Below are 24343 nucleotides of genomic sequence, written 5' to 3'. Positions count from 1 at the left end.
AGATGTGGATCCGTCGAGGCATAGCGCTCTGTTTGTGCACGGCCGGTTCGCTCGCGGCATGGTGTGCGCACGCGCAGGTAGATCTGCCAAAGCTCGAGAGCGCCTACATCTTCAACTTCACGCAATTCACGCAATGGCCCGCTGAGCGCGCTCGCGGCGCCGAATTGCGCGTCTGTGCGAGCGAGCGCAGTTCGCTGCGCGACGCGCTGGCTGGACTCAATGGGCGGCTGGTGGGTGCGCGCGTGTGGCGTTTTATGACCGTGGGCGGCAAGGGGGCCGGCGAATGCGACGTGCTTGCCCTGGACGACGGCGACAGCACGAGCGCGGAGATGCGCGAGGCATTGCGGTCGGACGATGCAGTGCTCGTCATCGCTGGCGCCGGCGCGACCGCACCTGGTGAGGCGGTCATCAAGCTGATCGCGGAGGACGAACATTTGCGCTTCGACATCAGCAACACCGAGGCCTTACGCCGAAAGCTGGTTCTTAGCTCGAAACTGCTGCGGCTTGCAAGGAGACTCAAATGACCATGCGGAGCAGCAGTCGGAGCGCCGAGCGTCTGACGGTGCACGCGAATCTCGTGAGCGTCGGCATTGCGCTGGTGGTCGCGAGCATCGTGCTTCTCGTGTACCAGGCGGTGGCATTCCGCAGCGCTCTCTATGACGATGCGTCGCTGCAAGCGTCCGTCATCGCAGAGAACGTCAGCGCATCGTTGATGTTCGATGACGAAGCGTCGATGACAGACGTCTTGCGATCGCTGCGCCGCGTTCCCTACGTCGAGAGTGTCAGCGTATATCGCGACGACAACCGGATCTTCACTCGCTACGCGCGCGCAGGAATTAGCGCGGAGCACATCGACGAGGGTACGCTCGCGTCGACGGAGCATCGCACGACACTCTCGCTCGGTGACGTTTACGTGCGCGCGACGATCGAGCATAAAGGCCACAAGCTGGGACATGTGGTGCTCGTAGCAACGAGCGACCTGGTGCGTCGACAACTCCTGCAATATGCGTGCTTTCTCGGCGTCGCGTGTCTGGGTGCGCTCTGGGTTTCGACACTCGTCATGCGCCGGATGCGGCGACGAGTGACGGAAGCGGAACGCGAGTTGGAGCACCTGGCGCGCACGGACCCGCTCACGAGCCTGTCGAACCGGCGTACGTTCTATGAAACGCTGGAGGCGCGGCTCGGGGCGGCAAAGGACCCGCATCGCCATCTTGGTCTCGTGCTGATCGATCTCGATGACTTCAAGACGGTGAACGACACGCTCGGTCACGGGGCCGGCGACGAACTGCTGCAGCATGTGGCGCGCGTGCTGACGAGTGCCGTGCGCGGTCGTGGGATCGTGAGCCGGACGGGCGGCGACGAATTCGCCGTAACGGTAGAGTGCTCCTGGAAACGGAGCGCGGTTGAGGAAGTCGCGAATGAAGTCGGACACGCACTCTGCCAGCCCGCGATAATCGACGGCGACGAGATCAGCGTGACGGCGAGCATCGGCTATGCGAGCTTTCCGGAGGCCGGGCACGACAGCGGAAGCCTTGTCGCCAGCGCGGACATCGCGTTATACGAAGCGAAAACGCGCGGCAAGAACATGGTCGTGGGATTCTCTCGTGAACTGATGAATGCAGCGCATCGCCGTGCGTATCTCGAAGCGGAATTGCGCAAGGCCGTCGACGGCGGTGCGCTCGATCTCGTCTATCAACCGCAGTTCGACTGCCGCAACGGTTCGCTCGTCGGTGCAGAAGCGCTGACGCGGTGGACGCATAGGGACGAAGGCGTCGTATCGCCGGCAGAGTTCATTCCGATCGCAGAGAACAGCGATCTGATCGTGCGGCTCGGGCGTTCGGTGCTGCAGCGCGCGTGCGTCGCAGCGGCGACGTGGTGCGCCGACCATCAGAACGTGAGCGTTCGCGTTGCGGTGAACGTGTCGGCGCGGCAGTTGCGGCATCCGGCCTTTGTCGACGACGTCCTCGCGGCGCTCGCGGCGAGCGGCCTCGCACCCGGGCTGCTCGAGCTCGAGCTTACCGAGAGCCACCTCATTGCCAACCGCGAGACGGCGCTCGACGTGATGAATCGTCTGCGCACTGCGGGTGTGCTGTTATCCATCGATGACTTCGGCACAGGGTATTCGTCGCTGTCGTATCTGCATGCCTTCCCTGTCAATACGATCAAGATCGACCGTTCATTCATCGAAAGGCTTCCAGAACATGGACAGCCCATCGTGACGGCGATCCTGTCGATGGCTCATAGCTTCGGGCTTGACGCGGTTGCCGAGGGGGTGGAAGACGCGAAACAGCTCGCGTGGCTGATGGAAGCGGGATGCGACGTCGTCCAGGGTTATTTCACCGGCACGCCCATGTCGATCGACAGATTTCGTGCCCTTCTACGAGAGCATGCATTGGCGCAACAGACAGGTACGTCCGGGATCATCGCCAATGATGAACACCCGCAATCGGCATAACACGGGCAGCTCAGGAGAATTGTCCGTCTTGTCGTTTCGTTGAGAGACCGGAAGAGGGTGCAAGCGGATCAATCACGTCGCAGTCGGCTCTCCGGACATACTGAAGACCATCGACGGCGGGCCTAACGGAGCGACTTCTTCGCGGGTTGAAATTCCAAGAAGATCCAGTAACGCGATCAAGCGACAGCGATCGCGGGCGGACAGTCCCGGAAACACCAGAAGCTTTTCCGTCTGAGCAGCCCAGTATTCACGGCGGATCAATGTGGGTCGGCATATCAGGGTGTTGACGGACCGTTCAAGTTGCCGAATTTCATTTTCGAGGATCACCCCAGCCTCCTGCCATGTGCATGAACTGAAACCGCGTCCCCGAACGTACTACCGAGGTAGCGTCTGCATCGGAAAGCGGTACTTTTCTCATCGAATCAGTCATCTTTTTGCCAAGTCCGGCGCATCGATTCGGACCGGCTTCTGCAATCCCAATTCGGGCTATGCGACGCATCAAAGCGCCATGTACGGCTGCTCGAAACGCCTGGTCACGCAAACGTTGGCGCTCTTGCGTGCCGTTATAACCTGTTGCTTGCAGCGGATAACGGCAATTTGACGAGACGAGTTAATACGGGAAAACCAGTATTTCGCGGCATAAGCGATTCCGGCTCGCCGAGCCGAGGCCCGACTGTCGGGAAGTGATGGAAACGGCGCGTGGACCGCTGCGGCGCTAAGCCCGTGGTGAGCGCGCTTGCACGAGTCTGCGAAATTCTTCCGGTCGCATCGGCAGTTCTTGAGTGGAATCGGTGATACCGCAAAGGGGGCTGAGATAGGGCACCCGGCGGAAATCGGCTCTCACCGATTCGGAACTCGTTGGCACTTGTGCGCCAGACGTCCTTGCCCACTCGGAGAATGTTGTTGAGACCGCAGACGCCTCGACAGTGGGATGTCGCCGAGGTTGTTGTCGCCGGTTCGTAAGCGCTGGACCGATGGTTGCCTTGGCGAAAGATCGAGAGGTTGTGCTAGACGGTCTTAGCCGGCCAACTCGAGCCGTTAATAGTCGGTGGAGGATCCGAGGGAATCGAATATCTTTCGAAGTGAGCGATTCCCTTGTTCGCCGGGTTTTTCGATGACCGCGTCATCGAAAGCCCCGACGCGGCGAATTTCAGCTGGCGACCGCCCTGCCGCTTATTACTTCGGGTGGCTCGCAATGAAATTCTTGACTGCCATGTACGAGGCCTTCTTCGTCTTGCCATCGCTTTGCAGCATGCCGTAGTTGCCTTCCTGGGAGTCGTACAACTCGAAACCTTGAATCGACTGGATGTTGTACTTCGACGCCTGGGTGTAGTACTGCTGCATCATCAGGTTACCGGTCAGGTAAGAAGCGATAGTGTCATTCGCGCCATATTCCGGACGCACGCCGAACTCGTTGATCCAGACGGGCCTGCCAAAGGAACTGATGATACCGAGAATGTCGTGACACCCCGTGCCCCCGCACGCATTCGTCATGTCGCCCTGGTCGGAGTACCAGTGCCATGCGGTGATGTCCCAGCTGACGGTCGGGTGACCGTGTGTTCCGTCGGGCTGTGAGCCGTCGAGAAGCATCTGAAAAAACGCAATGTGCTTCCATGTGCCATCGACGATAATCTTCGCGGAACTGTCGACCGACTTCACACCCGCGATCATGCCACGGATCACGCCGCGCGCGATCGTGAACGGCCGGTTGCTGTATTGCCACCAGATGTTGCCGTCGTAGTTTCCAGCCAGCGCGGCAGAATCCAATTCGTTGGCGACTTCGTAGTAAGTGTACTTATAGGTCTGTGCCGTTTGCTGACCCATTACGAAGCCCGCATTGTAAGCCGCTTCCTCGCTGTCAAAACCCAGCCCGAGCAGCATCACCGGATACACCTGAACCCCTCCTGCCGCAAACTGTTTGGCAACGGTAGCGAGCACTTTGGCGGATGCCAAGTTGTACACGTCGTTGCGGAAAATCTTCACGCCAAGGTCTTGGAGCTGCGAGAGCTGTGTCGCGTAGGGCGTGTTGTCATAGGCGCCGCCGTTGGTAATGTGACCGTTCATGCCGTAAAAGATTGAAGCCGTGGTGGCCGCCTTTGCGGTCGCCTCCGGCATATCGGTGGCTTTCGCCGTGGCGGCCTCGACGGCGCCTTCGCCGCCGCCGCCGCATGCCGCGAGCATCAGACTGGTGGCGACGGCAACGACGGCCGCCGAGATATTGACGAGGCGGAAACGGTCACGCAAGCAATGGCCAGGTTTTCTGTGGTTTGTCATGGTAGTTAGCAATACGAATTGATGTGTTCCGAAGCCGTGGGCGTGCGGACTGATGACGCCTATTTCTCTAAGTCGGTAGTCAGACCGCGATGGAATGCAGGTTTCGGACTGAAACGCCCGGTTGCTGCAGTTCGGTCGGTACGCTGTATGGACCGGAGCGTTAGGGGATTAATGAGGACGACTTGCACGGCAAGGGAGCCGGGTTCGCAAATCGGCCGCAATGTCGCTCCGCGATGTTGCTACCCCGTCGACCTTCGAGGACGCATAAGGGCTAGCCAAAATTACCGAATGGATGAGCCTTATAAACAGTTTTACGGCAAGCTTTGTGCGTTCTTTAGGTTATTCGGAACGGGATACCGAAGCGCAGTCGCTTTGAATCTGGGTAAGAGGTAATAATTGCGGATGCGCCGGGAAATCTATTGCACATTCCGCGGGTCGACGCCAGCCCGGCAATGACTGAGCCGACGGTCGCGGAAGCAGCGCGGGAAGCGGAGCACTACACGTCAGATCTGAATGTGACTAGTCGGCCGGGCCTGGCCTGCAAATAAAGCGGCGCCACCGTCGAGTATCAAGTAAGCGATCCTAATAAATAAAGTGGCGCCGGCTTTCGTGGCTTCCTGGGTCCGGCGCGATAGAGCTTTCACCGCTGTATTCTTGACGTCGACCGATGCTTCTTGAATCGGACGCATTGCGAATCTACTCTTCTTAACTGAAGGTGAGCCGCGCGCCATACGCGGCGCTGTCATTCGAAGGAGATACGCATGCGTCGCTTGCTCGACATTGTGGTCTCTCTTCTTTTGAGCGTCACGCCGCTTTATTCAGGTGCCGGTGGCGACAAGGATGGGGCCTAAAGGCGCGCGGCTGTTCTTCATCCGTTCCGATCGCTACGATGCGGCCTCGCAATGTGTTAGTGGCTCCGCGCGCGACGATGCAATTAGCGCACAGTGCGCCGTTGTTTCCACCGTTCTTGGCGATCGGTGGCCGCACACGACCGGGAGGACCGCTTTGCGCGGTCATCCGTCATCGATAGATTCATCGTTGGATAGTGTCCTTCGTCCGGTTTGACGCTTAAGGCTGTTTCGAGGGCGTCAGAAGCGATGCTTCAAGCCGACGGCCGCTTCGAGCTGATTCGTCGTGGAAGCCGGGGCGGTCACGCCGTTAATCCATGCCACGCCCAAGGGCGAAGTGCCGCTCGGGCTCGACCGTTGCCACGCGCCCTGAATGTAGACATCGGTGCGCCGAGAGAAGCGGTAATCGGCCATTGCGCTTACCTGATTCCAATGTGGAATGCCGCCGCCGCCGTTTCCGCCTGCGCGCGAATAGGTGTACGCGCCCGAAAGTTCGACCGCCGGCGTCAGCGCATACCGAATGTTTCCTTCGAAGTTCTGGAAAGTTCCGCTCAGCCCAGTCTGAAAGAATTGGGAGAGCTTGGTGTGCGAGTACACGAAGCCGGCCACAGCCGGACCGAAGGTGTAGTTCACACCGGCGCCGAAGGTCTTCTGACTGCTGGCCAGCACGCCCAAAGGCACACCCGTCGGCGTCAGCGCGCCTTGCAGGGACGCGCCGGTTGTATCGGTGACTGCGCCGTTCGTGTTCAGCTGTGCCGGCGTGCGCGCAGAACTGCTGAGCGCGAGATATCCCGCACCGAAGTTCCACGCGCCCGCGACGTATGAGATGCCGAAGCTATACGCACGATTGTTCGCGAATCCGCCCGCCTGATTGGAGAAGCCGTACAGCCCACCGAACCGAAAGCCTGCGATGTTCGGGCTCAGGTACTTGACCGCGTTGTTGATCTGAAACGAGTCGTTCAGATTGTCGTTGTCTAGCGGATGCGCAAAGTGCGTGCCCCCGAACTCCGTACCCGTCAATGAAAGCGGCGCGACAAAATCGACCATGCTGTCGGTCTGACGGCCCAGCGTGAGCGCGCCGTAATCGCGGCTCGACAAGCCGACATACGCCAGGCGATTGAAGAGGCGCATGTTTGCCGAGTACTGCCCGGTATTCAAATTGAAGCCGCTTTCCAGTGTGAAGATTGCCTTCACGCCCCCGCCGAGGTCCTCGGCCCCGCGCAAACCCCAGCGGCTGTACTGGACTGCGCCGCTCGTCATTTCCCAGTTGCTGTGCCCGCCGCCCGTCCCGCTGATCTGGCTGTTCGTATAGGTCAAACCCGCATCGATTAGCCCGTAGAGCGTGACGCTGCTTTGCGCATGCGCTGCCCCGCCGAGTGTGAGGATCGTCGTCGCACCTATCTTAAGCATCTTGTTCATGTGCCTGCTCCAGCAGCCAAGACCGGGAGATACATTCTCTGGGAACGCTTTCTACACGGAGCTAGATGTCTTACGGGTGCTTAGCCTCGCGAGTCATCGATACGAAAAGGCGCGATGTGCTCTACCTGACTTTATGCGATCGCGGTCAGATCTGCCAACTCAAAAGCTACGCAGACACAGATGTCGGGACATCCGTGCTGGAACAACAGGCACGCAGCTAACTAACGCCCGCGACCAACGGACTGACTACTGCGCAGATGGGCAATCCGACGAGCTTCGTACGATCGGGACCGTCATTCCGTAACGTCACGACATGGTGGGCGTCGGCCTGCGTCGTCGTGGTCCGACTTCACTTCGATGTACTTTCCGAAGACGGGTGTTCGGCCTGCTCAGCCGGAATCACGCGACCGCTTACCGAGGTCGCGTCGGCTCTGCGCTGCGTTCGACTCTCGTCGCGTGGAGCGGTTGCGAGAACCCCTCCAACAGCGATCGCGCCGATGATGGCGATGCTCGACGCGAGCAACATCTGCCGGCTGACGCTTTGTGACGAGGACGTCAGAGATTCTCCTGTCGCTTCATCCGGAGGCGGATTCGGCGGCAAATGTGTCTGGCAGCGTTTGCATAGAGAGGCCATAGCGCTTACTTCGGCGCCGCATGTATCGCATATTTTGTAGCGCATTCAGTTATCTTCTCGAGTTTCTACTTCGCGCGCAGCGGTGGCGTCCGAAGCTAAAGAGGCGGAAGCGATCTCGCCATATCGGCAGTGGAAGCGCAAGACTTGAGACGCCCGATGCCTGAGCGTGTGATTTGCCCGAATGAGGAAGTACAAGCGACGGCAAAACCGAGGCGATGCGCTAGCCCGTTGCTTTGCGCGGCACACTCGTCAAAAGACGCCGAAAGCACCGTAAAGTAAACCGAATGCTATCCGTAAACAGTATGAAAGCAGTGGATTTCTCATCCTGGGAAACCCGCTCGCATCTGTCTACGGAGAATCACAACCATGAAGGTCGTCACCAAACTGGGTCTGGGCTTCGGCATCGTGCTGTCAACGTTGTTCGCCGTGCTCGTCTTCGGTCTCGTGAGCATGTCGCAAATCCAGGCGCGCTTCGATGAAGTGGTCGAAGTCAACAATGCGGAGGCGAAGCTCGCGCACGTGCTGAGCCTGTCGGTGAGCGACCGGATGATTGCACTGCGCAACATCGCGCTCCTGACCGATGCGGCCGCGGTCGAGACGGAGAAAGCGCGCATCCGTACGCAGGCGCAAGGCTACGCGCAGGCTTACGACGCACTCGGCACGCGCTTCAAGGAAAGCGATCAGACCTCCGCAAGCGAACGCGCGGTATTCGAGAAGCTTCGCGCGAACGAAGCCGCCGCCGCGCCGATCATCGAAAAGGCGATCTCGCTTGCCGAAGCGCGCGAGCAACAGGCGGCAATTCGCGTGCTGATCGACGAGTTGCGGCCTGTGCAACGGGACTGGATGAGTACCACGAAGGACATGATCGCGCTCCAGGATGAACAGAACGATATCGCCAACCGCGACGCCGACGCCGCCTACGCCCGCGCCAAAGCGATCATGCTCGCGCTCGGCGTAGCAGCCTTGCTTGCCGGCATCGTAGCCGCGCTTGTCATCACGCGCGGTCTTACACGCGCGCTCGGCGGCGAACCGGGCGAAGCGATGGCGCTTGCGGCACGCATCGCTCAAGGCAATCTACGCGATGCGATCCCGCTCGAAGGCCGCAGCCCCGACAGCCTGATGGTCTCGCTCGAGACGATGCGCGCGCGTCTGAACACGATCGTGGTTGGCATTCAATCATCGAGCATGGCGATTGCCGAAGCGGCCAGCGAAATCGCGCAGGGCACTGTCGATCTGTCGAAACGCACGGAGTCTCAGGCGGCATCGCTCGAAGAAACGGCGGCGAGCATGGAAGAACTCGCGAGCACGGTCGCGAAGAATGCCGACAACGCCGCCGAGGGCACGCACGCCGCGACGAAAGCATGCGGCGACGCGACTCAGGGCGGCGACACGGTCAACGACGTGGTCGCGACCATGCGCAGCATCGCGCAGGCTTCGTCGCAGATGGCCGACATCATCGGCGTGATCGAAGGCATCGCGTTTCAGACCAACATCCTCGCGCTCAATGCGGCCGTCGAGGCCGCGCGGGCAGGCGATCAGGGCCGCGGGTTCGCGGTCGTCGCCGGCGAAGTGCGCGCACTGGCGCAACGCAGCGCCGTGGCCGCCAAGGAGATCAAGACGCTCATCGATGCTTCGAACGCGCGCGTGTCGAACGGCTCGGCGCTCGTCGAGCATGCCGGCGGCACGATCGAAGGCCTGGTCGCGTCAGTGAATCGCGTGACGGCCATCATGAGCGAAGTGGCGGCGGCATCTGGCGAGCAGCGCATGGGCATCGATCAGGTGAATGTGGCCGTCGCGCAGATGGACGAGGTCACGCAGCAGAACGCGGCACTCGTCGAAGAGGCGTCCGCCGCCGCTCAATCGCTCGCCGAGCAGGCCGAAGCGTTGCGTCGGGCGGTCGCGGTGTTTCAAGTGGAGTGAGCCGCGCGGTCCTGGATCGCCGCGCAGCGCCTGCACGATGAAGTTCGACGCGACGCGTCCGTCCTGAGGGTCCATGCGCGGACCGTAGGTGTTGAAGATGCGCGCGACGCGCACATCGGTGCCGTACATGCGGCGATAGGCGAAGCACAGCGTCTCCGCGGCGCGCTTGCCTTCCACTGGTTGCGCAGCCCTAAGTTTTTGCGGAAGGAATTACGCGCCAAACGTTTGCTTGTTCGGGGCTGACTTTGCCGGCGTCGCTGTCGAACGCCGTAGGTGGGGACGTCGTGTTCGAGGGAACGGCGAACTTATTCGGCCACTGCCGAGCCGCTGCGTCCGGCGAAGAGGCCTTCTTTCAGTGCTTCGGAAGAGACGTCGATCAGGCGCCCGTTCGCAACCTGAACGAGACGATCGGCGCATTCGAAATAGGCATCGTCGTGAGAAATGACGATGACCGTCTTGCCCTTGCGCTTGAGCTCGGGAATCAACTGCGTGTAGAACACGCGCCTGAATACAGGGTCTTGGTCGGCGGCCCATTCGTCGAAGAGATAGATCGGGCGGTCTTCCAGATACGACGCTATGAGCGCCATGCGCTTGCGTTGTCCGGAAGAGAGATTGACCGTGCTGAACCGGTTGCCCTTCATGCTGACCTTGTGGTCGAGTTCGAGCTTGTGAAGATACTGTGCCGCCTGCTTCGCGATTTGCGACTGGTCTTCACACAGCACTTCATCGAACAGATGAAAGTCGGCGAACACGGCCGAGAAGCGCTCGCGATAATGCGCAAGGTTGTCTCTCTCGACTTTTACACCGTTCAGTTCTACGTGCCCTTGCTCGGGCTCGTACAGACCGAGCAGCAGCATCGCGAGCGTGGTCTTGCCGCTGCCGTTTCCGCCGATCAGATAAACGACTTCGCCCTGACGAATCGACAGATCGATCGGTCCGAGTGTGAACGGATGATCTTCCGTCAGCCCCGGATAGCGATGCGATACGGCGGAAAACCGGATCAGCGGCACGCCTTCGACTGCTGCCCCGAAGGGATCGTCTGCGGACCCATGACCGTCATCGTCCGCTTGCTGCGTGAGCTCGGCATCGAGAATGCGGATGCGCTGAAGCGCAATCGACGCCTGACGAAGAATCGGCAAGATCGTCATGACTTCGCTGACCGGATGGATCAGGAAAAGAAGCAGGAGGGTGAGCGTCACGAGCACGCCGTGGGATTGTGGAAACCAGTGCGGCACGACGAGCAGGATCAGGCCGATCGCCACATAGAAGAGCATGCCACCGGCGTTGGCGACGAGCGAATAGATGAGCATCGCGCGGGTGAACGATCGGCGGAATGCGTGTGCGGTCGAATGGACGACGTGTTCGGTGAAGTATCGGGCTCGCGCGTCGTTGAGTTGCAATTCCCGCGTGCCTTCAAGCAAGGAACGAAAGTGCCGGAAGATGACATCGAGCTGATCTCGCACCGCTTGCATTTCGCGCAAGGGCCAGCGTTCGATACCGTGATAGATCGCCCCCCCGACGACGAGAAAGACGAAAAAGCACGCGAACGCCTGCCACGAAAGCCAGGCCATATACACGAGGCATACGACAATGAGCACGACGTTGCCGAACGCGAGCGGCAGCATTTGCGATGCCTGCGCGAACGTGTTGATGTCCGTGGTAAGAATGGCGAGCAGGCGCGGCTTCCCGAGCGATTGCAGCTTCTTGTAGGGCGTGCGCAGGATCTTGCGGCATAGCTCGATTCGAAGACTGCAGATCACCTGCTGACCGAAATCGAGCACGATGATCTGCGAACTCGTTCTGAACAGCAATTGCGCCGCGCACACCGCGAAGAAAACGATCACCAGTCCGCGCGTTTCGATCTGGCCGGCGGCGACCTGGCCGATGAGACGCGCGATCTCCGCGCTGCACAGCGCCCCGGCGAACCCGGCGATGACTGCAATGACCAGTCGCGGCATCGACTGTCGGCGAAGCTGCGCGGGAATGATCGAGAACATCACTGACCTCCGCTCACGGCATCCGGCAGCGAAGCAAGGAAGGCGTCGATCGTACGATTGAATTCGTCGGGGTTATCGGTCATCACCGCATGGCCGGCGCGGGATATCGTGGCGAGTTGCCCTTCACATAGCGCGTGATGCGCCATGCGTTGCGCAACCTGCGGCTTTAGCACCGCTGACCCGACGCCTCTCACGACGAGCGTCGGGCAGCGCACGGACGCCAGCATCTGCCACAGCTGTTCCGCCTGCGGCTCCCTCTTTTGCGGCGACTCATCGGCGACGCGCCGGTCCAGCTTCGGCTCGAACACTCCGGCCGGCGTGCGGCGCAACGCATGCAGCGCGAGATTGCGAAGCGCACGGCCGTTGGCCAGCGGACGCCGTTCGAGCAACCACGAGACATATCCGTCGACCGTGTCGAATGTAGCCGGCGTCTCGCGTATGTCGGCACGAACGCGTTGTGAACCCGATGCATCGGATTCCGGTCCGAAGTCCACCATGACCAGTCCGGAAACATGGTGTCCGAGCAGTGCGTTCAATTGCAGTGCGACACTGCCGCCGAGCGAATGACCGATAAGAACGGGCTTTCTTATGTTCATTGCAAGCAGAACCTGCAATACATCGCCCGCGAGGGTTGGCGAATCGTAAGCGCGCTCCGGGTCCCAGCTCGAATCTCCGTGGCCCCTCAGATCGATCGACACGAAACGATGTTCGGCCGACGCTGCGTCGGTCAATGTTCGCCATACGCCGCTGCACTCGCCGCGGCCGTGCAGCAAGACGCAGGGCGTGCCGATACTTCCGGACTCTTCGACGGAAATATCAAAACGGCCGTCGCGAACCTTGATGCTGCGACGCTGCATGAATAAGGGACGTTTCATCGTGAGCACCTGTCAGGAATGACGCTTAGTGTGTCTTTCGAAAGTTAGCGTGGGATGAGGACGCGGATCGGTTCGAATCACGGTCATGGGCTAACTGCGAACTAACTCTCGACGCATACCCTGACGCACATCCAAACCTACCGGTGGAGTGCTCATGAAAAGCGCCGAACATGTTTATGAAGCGCAGGATTCGCTGCTCGTCGAGTTTGCGGACACCGAGACGACCGACGTATCGCCGGAAGCACTCGCAGCGATGGTCGCCGAGGCAATGCGCGTGAAGCGATGCGTCGTTTCGATACCCGTCGACGATCGCGTTGTCGAGTTGTGCGCCGCCCGCACGGAGGCATTCGGCGAGGTGCATATCGGGGAGAAGACGGCCATCGTCGAATACTCGGACGCGCGCGACAAGATGTTCGCCGTCCTCGCGCTGAACGGAAAGACGATAGGCGTCGTGCAAGTATCGGGACCGCGGCTCGGACGGCAATTCGATGAACATGATCTGAAGCTGCTTCGCATTCTCGGCACGTTCGTCACGCGATCCGTCGAGGCGGACCGGCTTGAGAAGCTCGTCGCCTCGCCGTTCGCTCAGGCAACGATCAAGCGATCCTCGGATCAGACGATCGGCGACATCGTCGCGCAATCCGTACAGAACCCGAGCCAGCTCTCGAAGATGCTTGCACGATCGTTCTATCGGGAGATGACGCGCGCGGGATTCGACTTCGGTCAGATCATCGGCGCAGCCACCGAAATCATTTCGGAACTCGCCAGCAACGTGCGCAAGCATACCGATCGCAAGCAGCGGCGCGCAGGTTGAGCGATCGTCATATCGGCGGCCTCGGCGCACTCTTTTCACTCCTTCCATTCCTTCGTTCGATGGCAGCGCCACCGGCCTATAAGCCCGTGGCGCTGTTCGTTCTCTACTTCGCTGATGCACCAATCACATTCATCAATGCGAGGTTCTGTCCGATCAACGCGAGCGACGATGGCAGGCACATCTCGCCATGCATGCAGTCGATGTCGTAGTTCACGATCGAACCGTTCACACACGCTCGCCATTGCGCGCTACGTCGGGGTTGTCCGGGCGCTTCGGAGCGCGTAGCCGTGAAATAGACGATATCGCCATGGAACGACCGGGGCGTGTACATCGATTGCAACTGCATGTTCCGTTGCGTCGTGCCGATCAGCGTTGTGACGTGCTCGTCCGTGATATACGCCGGTATCAGCCGATGCTCACGCAGCGCGACCACGCGCTCGGTGGTCGATTGCATTGCCTGAAGCGTGAGCGTCAGATCGGGCGACATGTCCGGGAACGTCGCGGCGAACAGCGCCCATTCATCGACTTCGGATGCAGTGAGTCCGTCCGGAAGACGCGAATCCAGCAACACGAGCTCGCCGATCTTCTCGCCAAGGTTTTGCAGTTGCGTCGCCATTTCGTACGCGAGCAGTCCGCCGAAGGACCAGCCGAGGAGGTGATAGGGACCGTGAGGCTGAACCGTGCGGATGCGCGCGATATAGTCCGCCGCCATGTCGACGATGCTCGCGGGACGGTAGCCGGGCTCCTTCAACGCCGGCGTCTGGACGGCGTAGAGGGGCCGGTCGTCATCGATGATCTTCGCGAGACCCGCATAACTCCACGCCAATCCGCCGACCGGATGAATGCAGAAGAGCGGTGCGCCGCTCCCCGATGCCCGGATAGGCAGAATCGGATCGAATTCGTTGTTCGAAGGCGCGGCGTTCAGTTGATCGGCGAGTTCCGCGACCGATGGCGCATTGAAGAGAACGCGAATCGAAATGTCCTGGCCGAGCTTCGCGTGAATCGATGCCATCAACTGAACAGCCAGCAACGAATGCCCGCCGAGCGCGAAGAAGTTGTCGAAGACACTCACGCGCTCGAGTCCGAGGACGCTGGCAAAGCACTGCGCGAGCGTATGTTCGAGCGAGGTGCGCGGCGCGACATAAGCGGCGAGATCCTGCCACTGCGGATCGGGCAATGCGCGCCGATCGAGCTTGCCGTTGGGCGTGAGCGGCAGCGCATCGAGCGTGACGAACGCCGATGGCACCATGTAATCCGGCAAGCGCGCAGTCACATGCTCGCGAAGCGCATTCGTATCGATAGCGGTGGCGCCAGTGACATAGGCGATGAGCTGCTGGTCCTGTGTCTCTTCACGCCGCGCCCGTGCGATGACGACGGCCTCGCGCACGGCCGGATGACTCGCGAGCTGCGCTTCGATCTCGCCGAGTTCGATCCGGAAACCGCGAATCTTGACCTGATGATCGTTGCGTCCGAGGAACTCGAGATTGCCATCGGCGCGATAGCGCGCGAGATCGCCCGTGCGATAGATGCGCGCATCGGCAATGAACGGATCGTCGAGGAAGCGCTCGGCGGTGAGCTCGGCACGATTGAGATAACCACGCGCCACCCCCGCGCCACCGATATACAACTCGCCCACGGCACCCGGCGGCACGAGCCGGTAGTGCGCATCGAGCACGTACAGACGCGTGTTGGCAATCGGCCGGCCGACCGATACCGTGGATGACCTATGCGCGTCGCGGCCCGTGCGATAGCACGAGGACCAGACCGTCGTTTCAGTCGGACCGTAGAGATTCCACAGCGCCTTGACCTTCTCGTTCAGACGCGCCGCGAGGTTCGCGGACAACGCTTCGCCGCCGCACAGCGCGGTAAGCTTCGCGCTGCCGCTCCACTGCGTATCGAGCAGCATGCGCCAGGTGGCCGGGGTCGCCTGCATGAAGCTGATGGCGTGTGCATCGATGAGCGCTTGCAACGCGAGCGGATCGGCCGCATCGTTGCGCGATGCGAGCACGATGCGCGCGCCGGCGCTCAAGGGTAAATACAACTCCAGGCCCGCGATATCGAAGGATATCGTCGTGACAGCGAGCAGTGTGTCGGCGGCGTTCATCGAGGTGATATCGCGCATCGAGCACAGGAAGTTCAGCATCTGGCGATGCTCGATCATCACGCCTTTGGGCTTGCCTGTGGAGCCCGATGTAAAGAGCACGTATGCGAGATGATGTGGTTCGATTCTGGTTTGAGGATTGTCCTCTGATGCATCGAGCGATGCGTCCGGATCGAGCACGCTCAACGTACCCGTATCGCCGAGTGCTTCACGGCCGATGGCATCGGCGAACAAGAGGCGCGGCGTCGAGTCAGTGAGGATGTGAGTCAGGCGTTCGCCGGGGTAAGCCGGATCGAGCGGCACATAGGCGCCGCCCGCTTTGAGTATCGCGAGCAACGCCACCACCATGCCGATGCCACGCTCCACGCACAGCGCCACGCGATCTTCCGGACGCACGCCCAACTTGATCAAATGATGCGCGAGCCGATTGGCACGCGCATTGAGTTGCGCATACGTGAGCGTCTGATCTCCAAAGATCAGCGCGATCGCATCGGGCGTGCGCTCGACCTGCTGCTCGAACAACTGATGAATGCACAGATCGACAGGGTACGACGCAGCCGTATCGTTCCACGTCTGGACCAGTAACTGACGCGTCTTGGGCGGCAGCACATCGAGTTGGTCGACGGGCGTCTGCGGTGCCTGCTCGAGTGCCTGCACGAGGCTCGATAACGCTTGCTCCATGTACCCGCACAACTGATCGGGCGAGAGCGGCGCGAGCGTTTGCGCGGTCAAGCCAAGGCTCTCGCCGTTGTCTTCGACAGCGAGCATGAGCGGATAGTTGGTGCGCTCTTCGGCGCCCAGCAGCTCGATCCCCTCGAAGGCATATTGTTCATCGGCGACGGCCTGGTTGTGGCGATAGTTCAGCAGCGCGCTAAAGAGCGGCGCGGGCGCGGCCACGCCACTGCATCGCTGAGCGAGTGCGAGCGGAGCATGCTGATGCTGCAGCAAGGCCGCGAGACGTTGATGCGTGTCACGCACGCTATCGACAACAGAGACATCGTTCACATCGAGGCGAATCGGCAAGGTGTTGATGAGCAGCCCGAGCGCCTGATCGACACCTGCCTGCATGCGCCCGAGCAGCACGGTGCCGAAGACGATGCGGCCATCGCCGGTGCTTGCCGCGTCGAGCACACGCGCCCATGCGAGATGACAGAGACTGGCGAGACTGACGCCGAGTTCTCGCGCCTGCGTGCGCAGACGCGTGTTCAACGCCGCGGGCAACGTCACGCGAGCTTCGGCAACCGAGGAGCCGTCGTGATGCACATCGGTGAAGCCGAAGGGCAGCGTGGGCTCGCTGAGCGCGGCGAGCATGTCGCGGAAGAACGCTTCATGCTCCTGCTGAGTGGCGCCGAGCCGCGCCTGCGCGACCAGATCGCGAAACGGTTGCGCCACATCGAGCGCATCGGCATGGCCCTCGAGCAGTGCGCTGATCTCTTTCTGAATCACTTCGAGCGTAACGTGATCGCCGATCAGGTGATGCCACACGAGCAGCGCGAGCCAGCGCGGCGAATCGTGTTCCTTCGCGAGGGTGAGCCGAAGCAGGGGCGCCCGATGCAGAGGCAGGCGTTGCGAGCGCGCATCGAACAGACGCGCGAGTTGATCGACAGCCGGACCGTGCGCGGGATCGAGCTCGATCTCATCGATGGTGACAGGCGCTTGGCGACAGACGACTTGCGCGGGCGTGCTGATGCCGTCGTGGATGAAGGCGGTGCGCAGGATGTCGTGCCGTGCGATGATCCGTTGCAGCGCATCGAGCCAGGCATCCAGACGCTCGCGGCTATCGAAGGCGATGCGCGCGGCTTGCAGATACGGGTCGCCCTCGGTGCTCAGCATGTGATGGAACAGAATGCCTTCCTGCAGCGGTGCGAGCGCGTAAATGTCCTGCACGTTCGTTATGCCGCCCGGGACTTGTTCGACGATGGAGTCGATATCCGCTTGCGTCAAGGCGATGAGCGGCAGCATGGCAGGGGTGAGCGCGGTCGTGTCGGGCGTGATGACATTGGGCGGCACGACGATATCGTGCGCAATCGCACCGCGCTCGATCGATGCGGCAAGCGTGCTGAGCACGGGCGTGGCGAAGAGATCGCGCACATTGGCGTGCAGGCCGATGCGGCGCATGCGTTCGATGAGCGTGACGGCCAGCAGCGAATGGCCGCCGAGCGCGAAGAAGTTATCCTGCCGGCCGACGCGATCGAGGCCCAGCAATTCGGCCCACAGATCGGCGAGCGACGATTCGGTCTCGCCCAAAGGCGCTTCGAAGGGACGCAACGCGAAGGCATCGGCGTGCGGATCGGGCAGCGCGTGACGGTCGAGCTTGCCGTTGGGTGTGAGCGGCAGTGCATCGAGCATGACGATCGCTGAGGGCACCATGTAATCGGGCAAGCACTCGGCGAGATGCTCGCGCAAGACACTGGCATCGACATCGGCGAGCAGCGTGACATAAGCGATGAGTTGCTGATCCTGGGAGGCTTCGCTGCGGGCCCGCGCGATGACGACCGCTTCACGCACGGCGGCATGATCCACGAGTTGCGCTTCGATCTCGCCGAGCTCGATACGGAAGCCGCGCACCTTCACCTGATGATCGTTGCGGCCGAGGAACTCGATGTTGCCATCGGCACGATAACGTGCGAGATCGCCTGTGCGGTACATGCGATCGCCGGGCATGAACGGATCGTCGCGGAAGCGTTCGGCGGTGAGTTCAGGCCGGTTGAGATAGCCACGCGCCACGCCCGCGCCGCCGATATACACTTCGCCCACCGTGCCGAGCGGCACCGGCTTGCATCGCGCATCGAGCAGATAGACGCGGGTGTTGGCGATCGGCTTGCCGATGGTCTCCTTCAGGTGATCGCCCCTATGCATCTCGATCCACGTCGAGTAAGTGGTCGTCTCGGACGGGCCATACAGATTGCACAATCGTTCGATATCGGTCTCGGCGAAGATGCGTTTCATCAGCGCGAGCCTGAGCGGCTCGCCCGCAAGGTTGATAGTCTCGACGGATGCGAGCGATGCACCTGCATCGAGTAGGGAAGTGATCGCCGAAGGCACCGTGTTGACGAGGCTCACATCGTGCGGCTTTCTGGAAAGTGCGAGGACGTTGTCGACGAGATGCACGGTGGCGCCGCAGGTCAACGGTGCGAAGCATTCATAGATCGAAAGATCGAAATTGATCGATGTGGCAAACAGCGTGTGTGAAAGCTCTTTCGATGTAAAGGCGTTCTGCGCCCAGTTCAGGAAGTTGACGGCGTTTCGATGTTCGATGGCGACGCCCTTCGGCTTGCCCGTCGATCCCGACGTATAGATCACATACGCGAGGTTGTGCGGCGCGACCGGTGCTTGCGGATCGGCCTGCGAGAGCGTTTCGTCGTCGGATGCATGAAGATCGAGTACCGTCAGAGTGCCCGTGTCGCCCAACGCATGACGGCCGGCTGCATCGGCGATCAGCAATCGAGGCGCGGCATCGGCAAGAATGTGATTCAGCCGTTCACCCGGATACGCAGGATCGAGCGGCACGTATGCGCCGCCCGCCTTGAGCGTGGCTATCAACGAGACGATCATGCCGACGCGCCGCTCCATGCATAACGCGACGCGATCTTCCGGACGCACGCGCAGCGCGATCAGTCGATGAGCAAGCCGATTAGCACGCGCATTCAGCTCCGCATACGTGAGGGATTCGTCTTCGAAGATGAGCGCGGTGGCATCGGGCGTGCGTCGAACCTGTTGCTCGAAAAGCTGATGCATGGAGAGGTGCTCGGGGTAGGCGGCTGCCGTGTCGTTCCATCGATCGAACAGCGCATACTCTTCAGGCAACACGAGTTCGAGCGCATGTAACGGTACATCGGGCCGCGCGAGCGCCTGATCCAGCAAGCGCGTGAAACGTTCGCCGAAACGCACGATAGTCTGCCTATCGAAAAGATCGCTTGCGTAGCTGATGCTGCCCGCGAAGCGGTCGTGCGTGTGAGTCAGGTTCAGCGTGAGGTCGAACTTGGCGCCGGCTTCGGCCGGGGGCAGAAGTTCCAGCGTGAGACCGGGCAAAGCAAGCGCCTCGAGCGGCGCATTCTGCAAGACGAGCATCACTTGAAAGAGCGGCGTACGGCTCGTGTCGCGCGCCGGCGCGAGGGCTTCGACGAGTTTTTCGAAAGGCAGGTCCTGATGTGCGTAAGCGGCGAGCGTCGTATCGCGCACTTGCGTGAGCAATTCGAGCATGCTGGGCGCGCCCGACAGATCCGCACGCAATACGAGCGTATTGACGAACAGACCGATGAGCGGTTCGATCTGTGCATGCGTGCGATTGGCGATCGGCGAGCCGACTGCCACTTGCGATTGCCCGGAGAGACGACCAAGAAGCGTCTGGAGTGTGGCGAGCAGCACCATGAATGGCGTCACGCCTTCTCGATGCGCGAGCGTGGTCACGCGCTCCGACAGGTTGGGACTCAGCGAAAAGGGCAATGTTGCGCCACGTCCGCTGATCCGCGCAGGGCGAGGGCGATCAGTCGGCAGATCGAGCGGTGCGAGTTCGGCGAGCTGAGTGCGCCAGTATTGCGTCTGTCGATCGAGTTCCGCGCCGGCGAGCCAATCGCGCTGCCACAACGTAAAGTCGGCATACTGCACGGCCAACGGCGGCAAAGCGAGCGCTTCGTCATGCAACGCGGCCTCATAGCACGCGCCGAGTTCACGCACGAGCACGCCGATGGACCAGCCATCGGAGATGATGTGATGCATCGCGAAGAGCAGCACATGCTCGTCTTCGGCGAGGCGAAGCAGCCGCGCGCGAAGAAGCGGCCCGTGCTGAAGATCGAAGGCTCGCGTGGCTTCGGCTTGCGTGATCCGGCGGACTTCGGCGGCTTGCGCGTCGGAGGCGAGCGTGCCGAGTTCGACGAGAGGCAGTGCGATCCGCAATTGCGTCGCGATACATTGAACCGCCTGCCCGTCTTGTTGCACGAAGGAAGTACGCAGGCTTTCGTGACGCTCCACGAGGGCATTCAACGCAGTGTCGAGCGCCGGAACATCGAGCGACCCGCTCAGGCGCACGGCTACCGGAATGTTATAGGCCGACTGTCCGGGGTTGAGCTGTTCGAGGAACCACAAGCGTTCCTGCGCAAAAGACAGCGGTAAATGCTGCGGCCGCGTGCGTGCTTGCAGTGTCGGGATTGCGCTCACGCGACCCGTTTCCTGCTGTAAGGTTTCGCCGAGCGAAGCCACGGTCGGCGCATCGAACAATGTTCGTAATGGCAATTCGATGCAAAGCGCCTGACGCAAGCGCGATACGAGTTGCGTGGCCAGCAACGAATGCCCGCCGAGCGCGAAGAAGTTGTCGAAGACACTCACGCGCTCGAGTCCGAGGACGCTGGCAAAGCACTGCGCGAGCGTATGTTCGAGCGAGGTGCGCGGCGCGACATAAGCGGCGAGATCCTGCCACTGCGGATCGGGCAATGCGCGCCGATCGAGCTTGCCGTTGGGCGTGAGCGGTAGCGCATCGAGCGTGACGAACGCCGATGGCACCATGTAATCCGGCAAGCGCGCAGTCACATGCTCGCGAAGCGCATTCGTATCGATAGCGGTGGCGCCAGTGACATAGGCGATGAGCTGCTGGTCCTGCGTCTCTTCACACCGCGCCCGTGCGATGACGACGGCCTCGCGCACGGCCGGATGACTCGCGAGCTGCGCTTCGATCTCGCCGAGTTCGATCCGGAAACCGCGAATCTTGACCTGATGATCGTTGCGTCCGAGGAACTCGAGATTGCCATCGGCGCGATAGCGCGCGAGATCGCCCGTGCGATAGATGCGCGCATCGGCAATGAACGGATCGTCGAGGAAGCGCTCGGCGGTGAGCTCGGCACGATTGAGATAACCACGCGCCACCCCCGCGCCACCGATATACAACTCGCCCACGGCACCCGGCGGCACGAGCCGGTAGTGCGCATCGAGCACGTACAGACGCGTGTTGGCAATCGGCCGGCCGACCGATACCGTGGATGACCTATGCGCGTCGCGGCCCGTGCGATAGCACGAGGACCAGACCGTCGTTTCAGTCGGACCGTAGAGATTCCACAGCGCCTTGACCTTCTCGTTCAGACGCGCCGCGAGGTTCGCGGACAACGCTTCGCCGCCGCACAGCGCGGTAAGCTTCGCGCTGCCGCTCCACTGCGTATCGAGCAGCATGCGCCAGGTGGCCGGGGTCGCCTGCATGAAGCTGATGGCGTGTGCATCGATGAGCGCTTGCAACGCGAGCGGATCGGCCGCATCGTTGCGCGATGCGAGCACGATGCGCGCGCCGGCGCTCAAGGGTAAATACAACTCCAGGCCCGCGATATCGAAGGATATCGTCGTGACAGCGAGCAGTGTGTCGGCGGCGTTCATCGAGGTGATATCGCGCATCGAGCACAGGAAGTTCAGCATCTGGCGATGCTCGATCATCACGCCTTTGGGCTTGCCTGTGGAGCCCGATGTAAAGAGCACGTATGCGAGATGATGTGGTTCGATTCTGGTTTGAGGATTGTCCTCTGATGCATCGAGCGATGCGTCCGGATCGAGCACGCTCAACGTACCCGTATCGCCGAGTGCTTCACGGCCGATGGCATCGGCGAACAAGAGGCGCGGCGTCGAGTCAGTGAGGATGTGAGTCAGGCGTTCGCCGGGGTAAGCCGGATCGAGCGGCACATAGGCGCCGCCCGCTTTGAGTATCGCGAGCAACGCCACCACCATGCCGATGCCACGCTCCACGCACAGCGCCACGCGATCTTCCGGACGCACGCCCAACTTGATCAAATGATGCGCGAGCCGATTGGCACGCGCATTGAGTTGCGCATACGTGAGCGTCTGATCTCCAAAGATCAGCGCGATCGCATCGGGCGTGCGCTCGACCTGCTGCTCGAACAACTGATGAATGCACAGATCGACAGGGTACGACGCAGCCGTATCGTTCCACGTCTGGACCAGTAACTGACGCGTCTTGGGCGGCAGCACATCGAGTTGGTCGACGGGCGTCTGCGGTGCCTGCTCGAGTGCCTGCACGAGGCTCGATAACGCTTGCTCCATGTACCCGCACAACTGATCGGGCGAGAGCGGCGCGAGCGTTTGCGCGGTCAAGCCAAGGCTCTCGCCGTTGTCTTCGACAGCGAGCATGAGCGGATAGTTGGTGCGCTCTTCGGCGCCCAGCAGCTCGATCCCCTCGAAGGCATATTGTTCATCGGCGACGGCCTGGTTGTGGCGATAGTTCAGCAGCGCGCTAAAGAGCGGCGCGGGCGCGGCCACGCCACTGCATCGCTGAGCGAGTGCGAGCGGAGCATGCTGATGCTGCAGCAAGGCCGCGAGACGTTGATGCGTGTCACGCACGCTATCGACAACAGAGACATCGTTCACATCGAGGCGAATCGGCAAGGTGTTGATGAGCAGCCCGAGCGCCTGATCGACACCTGCCTGCATGCGCCCGAGCAGCACGGTGCCGAAGACGATGCGGCCATCGCCGGTGCTTGCCGCGTCGAGCACACGCGCCCATGCGAGATGACAGAGACTGGCGAGACTGACGCCGAGTTCTCGCGCCTGCGTGCGCAGACGCGTGTTCAACGCCGCGGGCAACGTCACGCGAGCTTCGGCAACCGAGGAGCCGTCGTGATGCACATCGGTGAAGCCGAAGGGCAGCGTGGGCTCGCTGAGCGCGGCGAGCATGTCGCGGAAGAACGCTTCATGCTCCTGCTGAGTGGCGCCGAGCCGCGCCTGCGCGACCAGATCGCGAAACGGTTGCGCCACATCGAGCGCATCGGCATGGCCCTCGAGCAGTGCGCTGATCTCTTTCTGAATCACTTCGAGCGTAACGTGATCGCCGATCAGGTGATGCCACACGAGCAGCGCGAGCCAGCGCGGCGAATCGTGTTCCTTCGCGAGGGTGAGCCGAAGCAGGGGCGCCCGATGCAGAGGCAGGCGTTGCGAGCGCGCATCGAACAGACGCGCGAGTTGATCGACAGCCGGACCGTGCGCGGGATCGAGCTCGATCTCATCGATGGTGACAGGCGCTTGGCGACAGACGACTTGCGCGGGCGTGCTGATGCCGTCGTGGATGAAGGCGGTGCGCAGGATGTCGTGCCGTGCGATGATCCGTTGCAGCGCATCGAGCCAGGCATCCAGACGCTCGCGGCTATCGAAGGCGATGCGCGCGGCTTGCAGATACGGGTCGCCCTCGGTGCTCAGCATGTGATGGAACAGAATGCCTTCCTGCAGCGGTGCGAGCGCGTAAATGTCCTGCACGTTCGTTATGCCGCCCGGGACTTGTTCGACGATGGAGTCGATATCCGCTTGCGTCAAGGCGATGAGCGGCAGCATGGCAGGGGTGAGCGCGGTCGTGTCGGGCGTGATGACATTGGGCGGCACGACGATATCGTGCGCAATCGCACCGCGCTCGATCGATGCGGCAAGCGTGCTGAGCACGGGCGTGGCGAAGAGATCGCGCACATTGGCGTGCAGGCCGATGCGGCGCATGCGTTCGATGAGCGTGACGGCCAGCAGCGAATGGCCGCCGAGCGCGAAGAAGTTATCCTGCCGGCCGACGCGATCGAGGCCCAGCAATTCGGCCCACAGATCGGCGAGCGACGATTCGGTCTCGCCCAAAGGCGCTTCGAAGGGACTCAACGCGAAGGCATCGGCGTGCGGATCGGGCAGCGCGTGACGGTCGAGCTTGCCGTTGGGCGTGAGCGGCAGTGCATCGAGCATGACGATCGCTGAGGGCACCATGTAATCGGGCAAGCACTCGGCGAGATGCTCGCGCAAGACACTGGCATCGACATCGGCGAGCAGCGTGACATAAGCGATGAGTTGCTGATCCTGGGAGGCTTCGCTGCGGGCCCGCGCGATGACGACCGCTTCACGCACGGCGGCATGATCCACGAGTTGCGCTTCGATCTCGCCGAGCTCGATACGGAAGCCGCGCACCTTCACCTGATGATCGTTGCGGCCGAGGAACTCGATGTTGCCATCGGCACGATAACGTGCGAGATCGCCTGTGCGGTACATGCG

General features: G+C 61.5%; 10 protein-coding genes and 1 pseudogene. 4 read left to right on the top strand and 7 right to left on the bottom strand.

Features of this window, described 5'->3' with window-relative positions:
- Window positions 1-2: 2 nt before the first annotated feature.
- Both NCS02_RS34685 and NCS02_RS34680 read left to right on the top strand, forming a co-directional pair.
- Entirely contained in the window at window positions 3-524 is a 522-nt protein-coding gene (locus tag NCS02_RS34685; protein ID WP_250457634.1) for a YfiR family protein, read from the top strand.
- Window positions 521-2455 (top strand): putative bifunctional diguanylate cyclase/phosphodiesterase, encoded by a 1935-nt coding sequence (locus NCS02_RS34680; RefSeq protein WP_250523647.1) that lies wholly within the window; start codon window positions 521-523, stop codon window positions 2453-2455. Before NCS02_RS34685 ends, NCS02_RS34680 begins: the two co-directional genes overlap by 4 nt.
- 72 nt (window positions 2456-2527) lie before the next feature.
- Here the strand turns inward: NCS02_RS34680 and NCS02_RS34675 are convergent, their stop codons facing one another.
- The 3 genes from NCS02_RS34675 to NCS02_RS34665 all read right to left on the bottom strand — a co-directional run bounded on the left by NCS02_RS34675 (window position 2528) and on the right by NCS02_RS34665 (window position 6996).
- Complete coding sequence (locus tag NCS02_RS34675; protein ID WP_250523646.1) at window positions 2528-2782, bottom strand: hypothetical protein; 255 nt, start codon at window positions 2780-2782, stop codon at window positions 2528-2530.
- An 849-nt stretch (window positions 2783-3631) separates the two neighbouring features.
- Window positions 3632-4699 (bottom strand): hypothetical protein, encoded by a 1068-nt coding sequence (locus NCS02_RS34670; RefSeq protein ID WP_008345468.1) that lies wholly within the window; start codon window positions 4697-4699, stop codon window positions 3632-3634.
- 1118 nt (window positions 4700-5817) lie between these two features.
- Window positions 5818-6996, bottom strand: a complete 1179-nt coding sequence (locus NCS02_RS34665; RefSeq protein WP_250520430.1) for a porin — start codon at window positions 6994-6996, stop codon at window positions 5818-5820.
- A 1000-nt stretch (window positions 6997-7996) separates the two neighbouring features.
- Here NCS02_RS34665 and NCS02_RS34660 point away from each other — a divergent pair.
- Window positions 7997-9550 (top strand): methyl-accepting chemotaxis protein, encoded by a 1554-nt coding sequence (locus NCS02_RS34660; protein WP_175982478.1) that lies wholly within the window; start codon window positions 7997-7999, stop codon window positions 9548-9550.
- Between the two features lie 12 nt (window positions 9551-9562).
- Here NCS02_RS34660 and NCS02_RS34655 read toward each other — a convergent pair.
- The 3 genes and pseudogenes from NCS02_RS34655 to NCS02_RS34645 form a co-directional block, all read right to left on the bottom strand.
- Window positions 9563-9724, bottom strand: a pseudogene (locus NCS02_RS34655) (NAD-dependent epimerase/dehydratase family protein); the annotation flags it as partial.
- Window positions 9725-9855: 131 nt separating this feature from the next.
- Window positions 9856-11547, bottom strand: a complete 1692-nt coding sequence (locus tag NCS02_RS34650) for a cyclic peptide export ABC transporter (RefSeq protein ID WP_250457628.1) — start codon at window positions 11545-11547, stop codon at window positions 9856-9858.
- On the bottom strand, window positions 11547-12422 hold the full coding sequence (locus tag NCS02_RS34645; RefSeq protein WP_235366135.1) for an alpha/beta fold hydrolase: 876 nt from the start codon (window positions 12420-12422) through the stop codon (window positions 11547-11549). The genes NCS02_RS34650 and NCS02_RS34645 overlap by 1 nt, the downstream gene beginning before the upstream one ends.
- A 154-nt stretch (window positions 12423-12576) precedes the next feature.
- Here NCS02_RS34645 and NCS02_RS34640 point away from each other — a divergent pair, with 154 nt between their 5' ends.
- A complete protein-coding gene (locus NCS02_RS34640) occupies window positions 12577-13236 on the top strand; it encodes a hypothetical protein (RefSeq protein WP_250442089.1) in 660 nt (219 codons plus the stop codon).
- Between the two features lie 103 nt (window positions 13237-13339).
- Here NCS02_RS34640 and NCS02_RS34635 read toward each other — a convergent pair.
- Window positions 13340-24343: non-ribosomal peptide synthetase (locus NCS02_RS34635; RefSeq protein WP_502800925.1), on the bottom strand; the 11004-nt coding region annotated here is incomplete at its 5' end.

Origin of the sequence: Caballeronia sp. NCF2 (assembly GCF_023631205.1) — a bacterium.
Lineage (GTDB): Bacteria > Pseudomonadota > Gammaproteobacteria > Burkholderiales > Burkholderiaceae > Caballeronia > Caballeronia zhejiangensis.
This window is presented reverse-complemented; position numbering and strand designations above follow the sequence as displayed.

Coding starts and splice junctions, on each gene's coding strand:
- NCS02_RS34665 (WP_250520430.1), bottom strand. CDS start 6,996: ATGAACAAGATGCTTAAGATAGGTGCGACGACGATCCTCACACTCGGC.
- NCS02_RS34645 (WP_235366135.1), bottom strand. CDS start 12,422: ATGAAACGTCCCTTATTCATGCAGCGTCGCAGCATCAAGGTTCGCGAC.
- NCS02_RS34660 (WP_175982478.1), top strand. CDS start 7,997: ATGAAGGTCGTCACCAAACTGGGTCTGGGCTTCGGCATCGTGCTGTCA.
- NCS02_RS34640 (WP_250442089.1), top strand. CDS start 12,577: ATGAAAAGCGCCGAACATGTTTATGAAGCGCAGGATTCGCTGCTCGTC.
- NCS02_RS34680 (WP_250523647.1), top strand. CDS start 521: ATGACCATGCGGAGCAGCAGTCGGAGCGCCGAGCGTCTGACGGTGCAC.
- NCS02_RS34685 (WP_250457634.1), top strand. CDS start 3: ATGTGGATCCGTCGAGGCATAGCGCTCTGTTTGTGCACGGCCGGTTCG.
- NCS02_RS34650 (WP_250457628.1), bottom strand. CDS start 11,547: ATGTTCTCGATCATTCCCGCGCAGCTTCGCCGACAGTCGATGCCGCGA.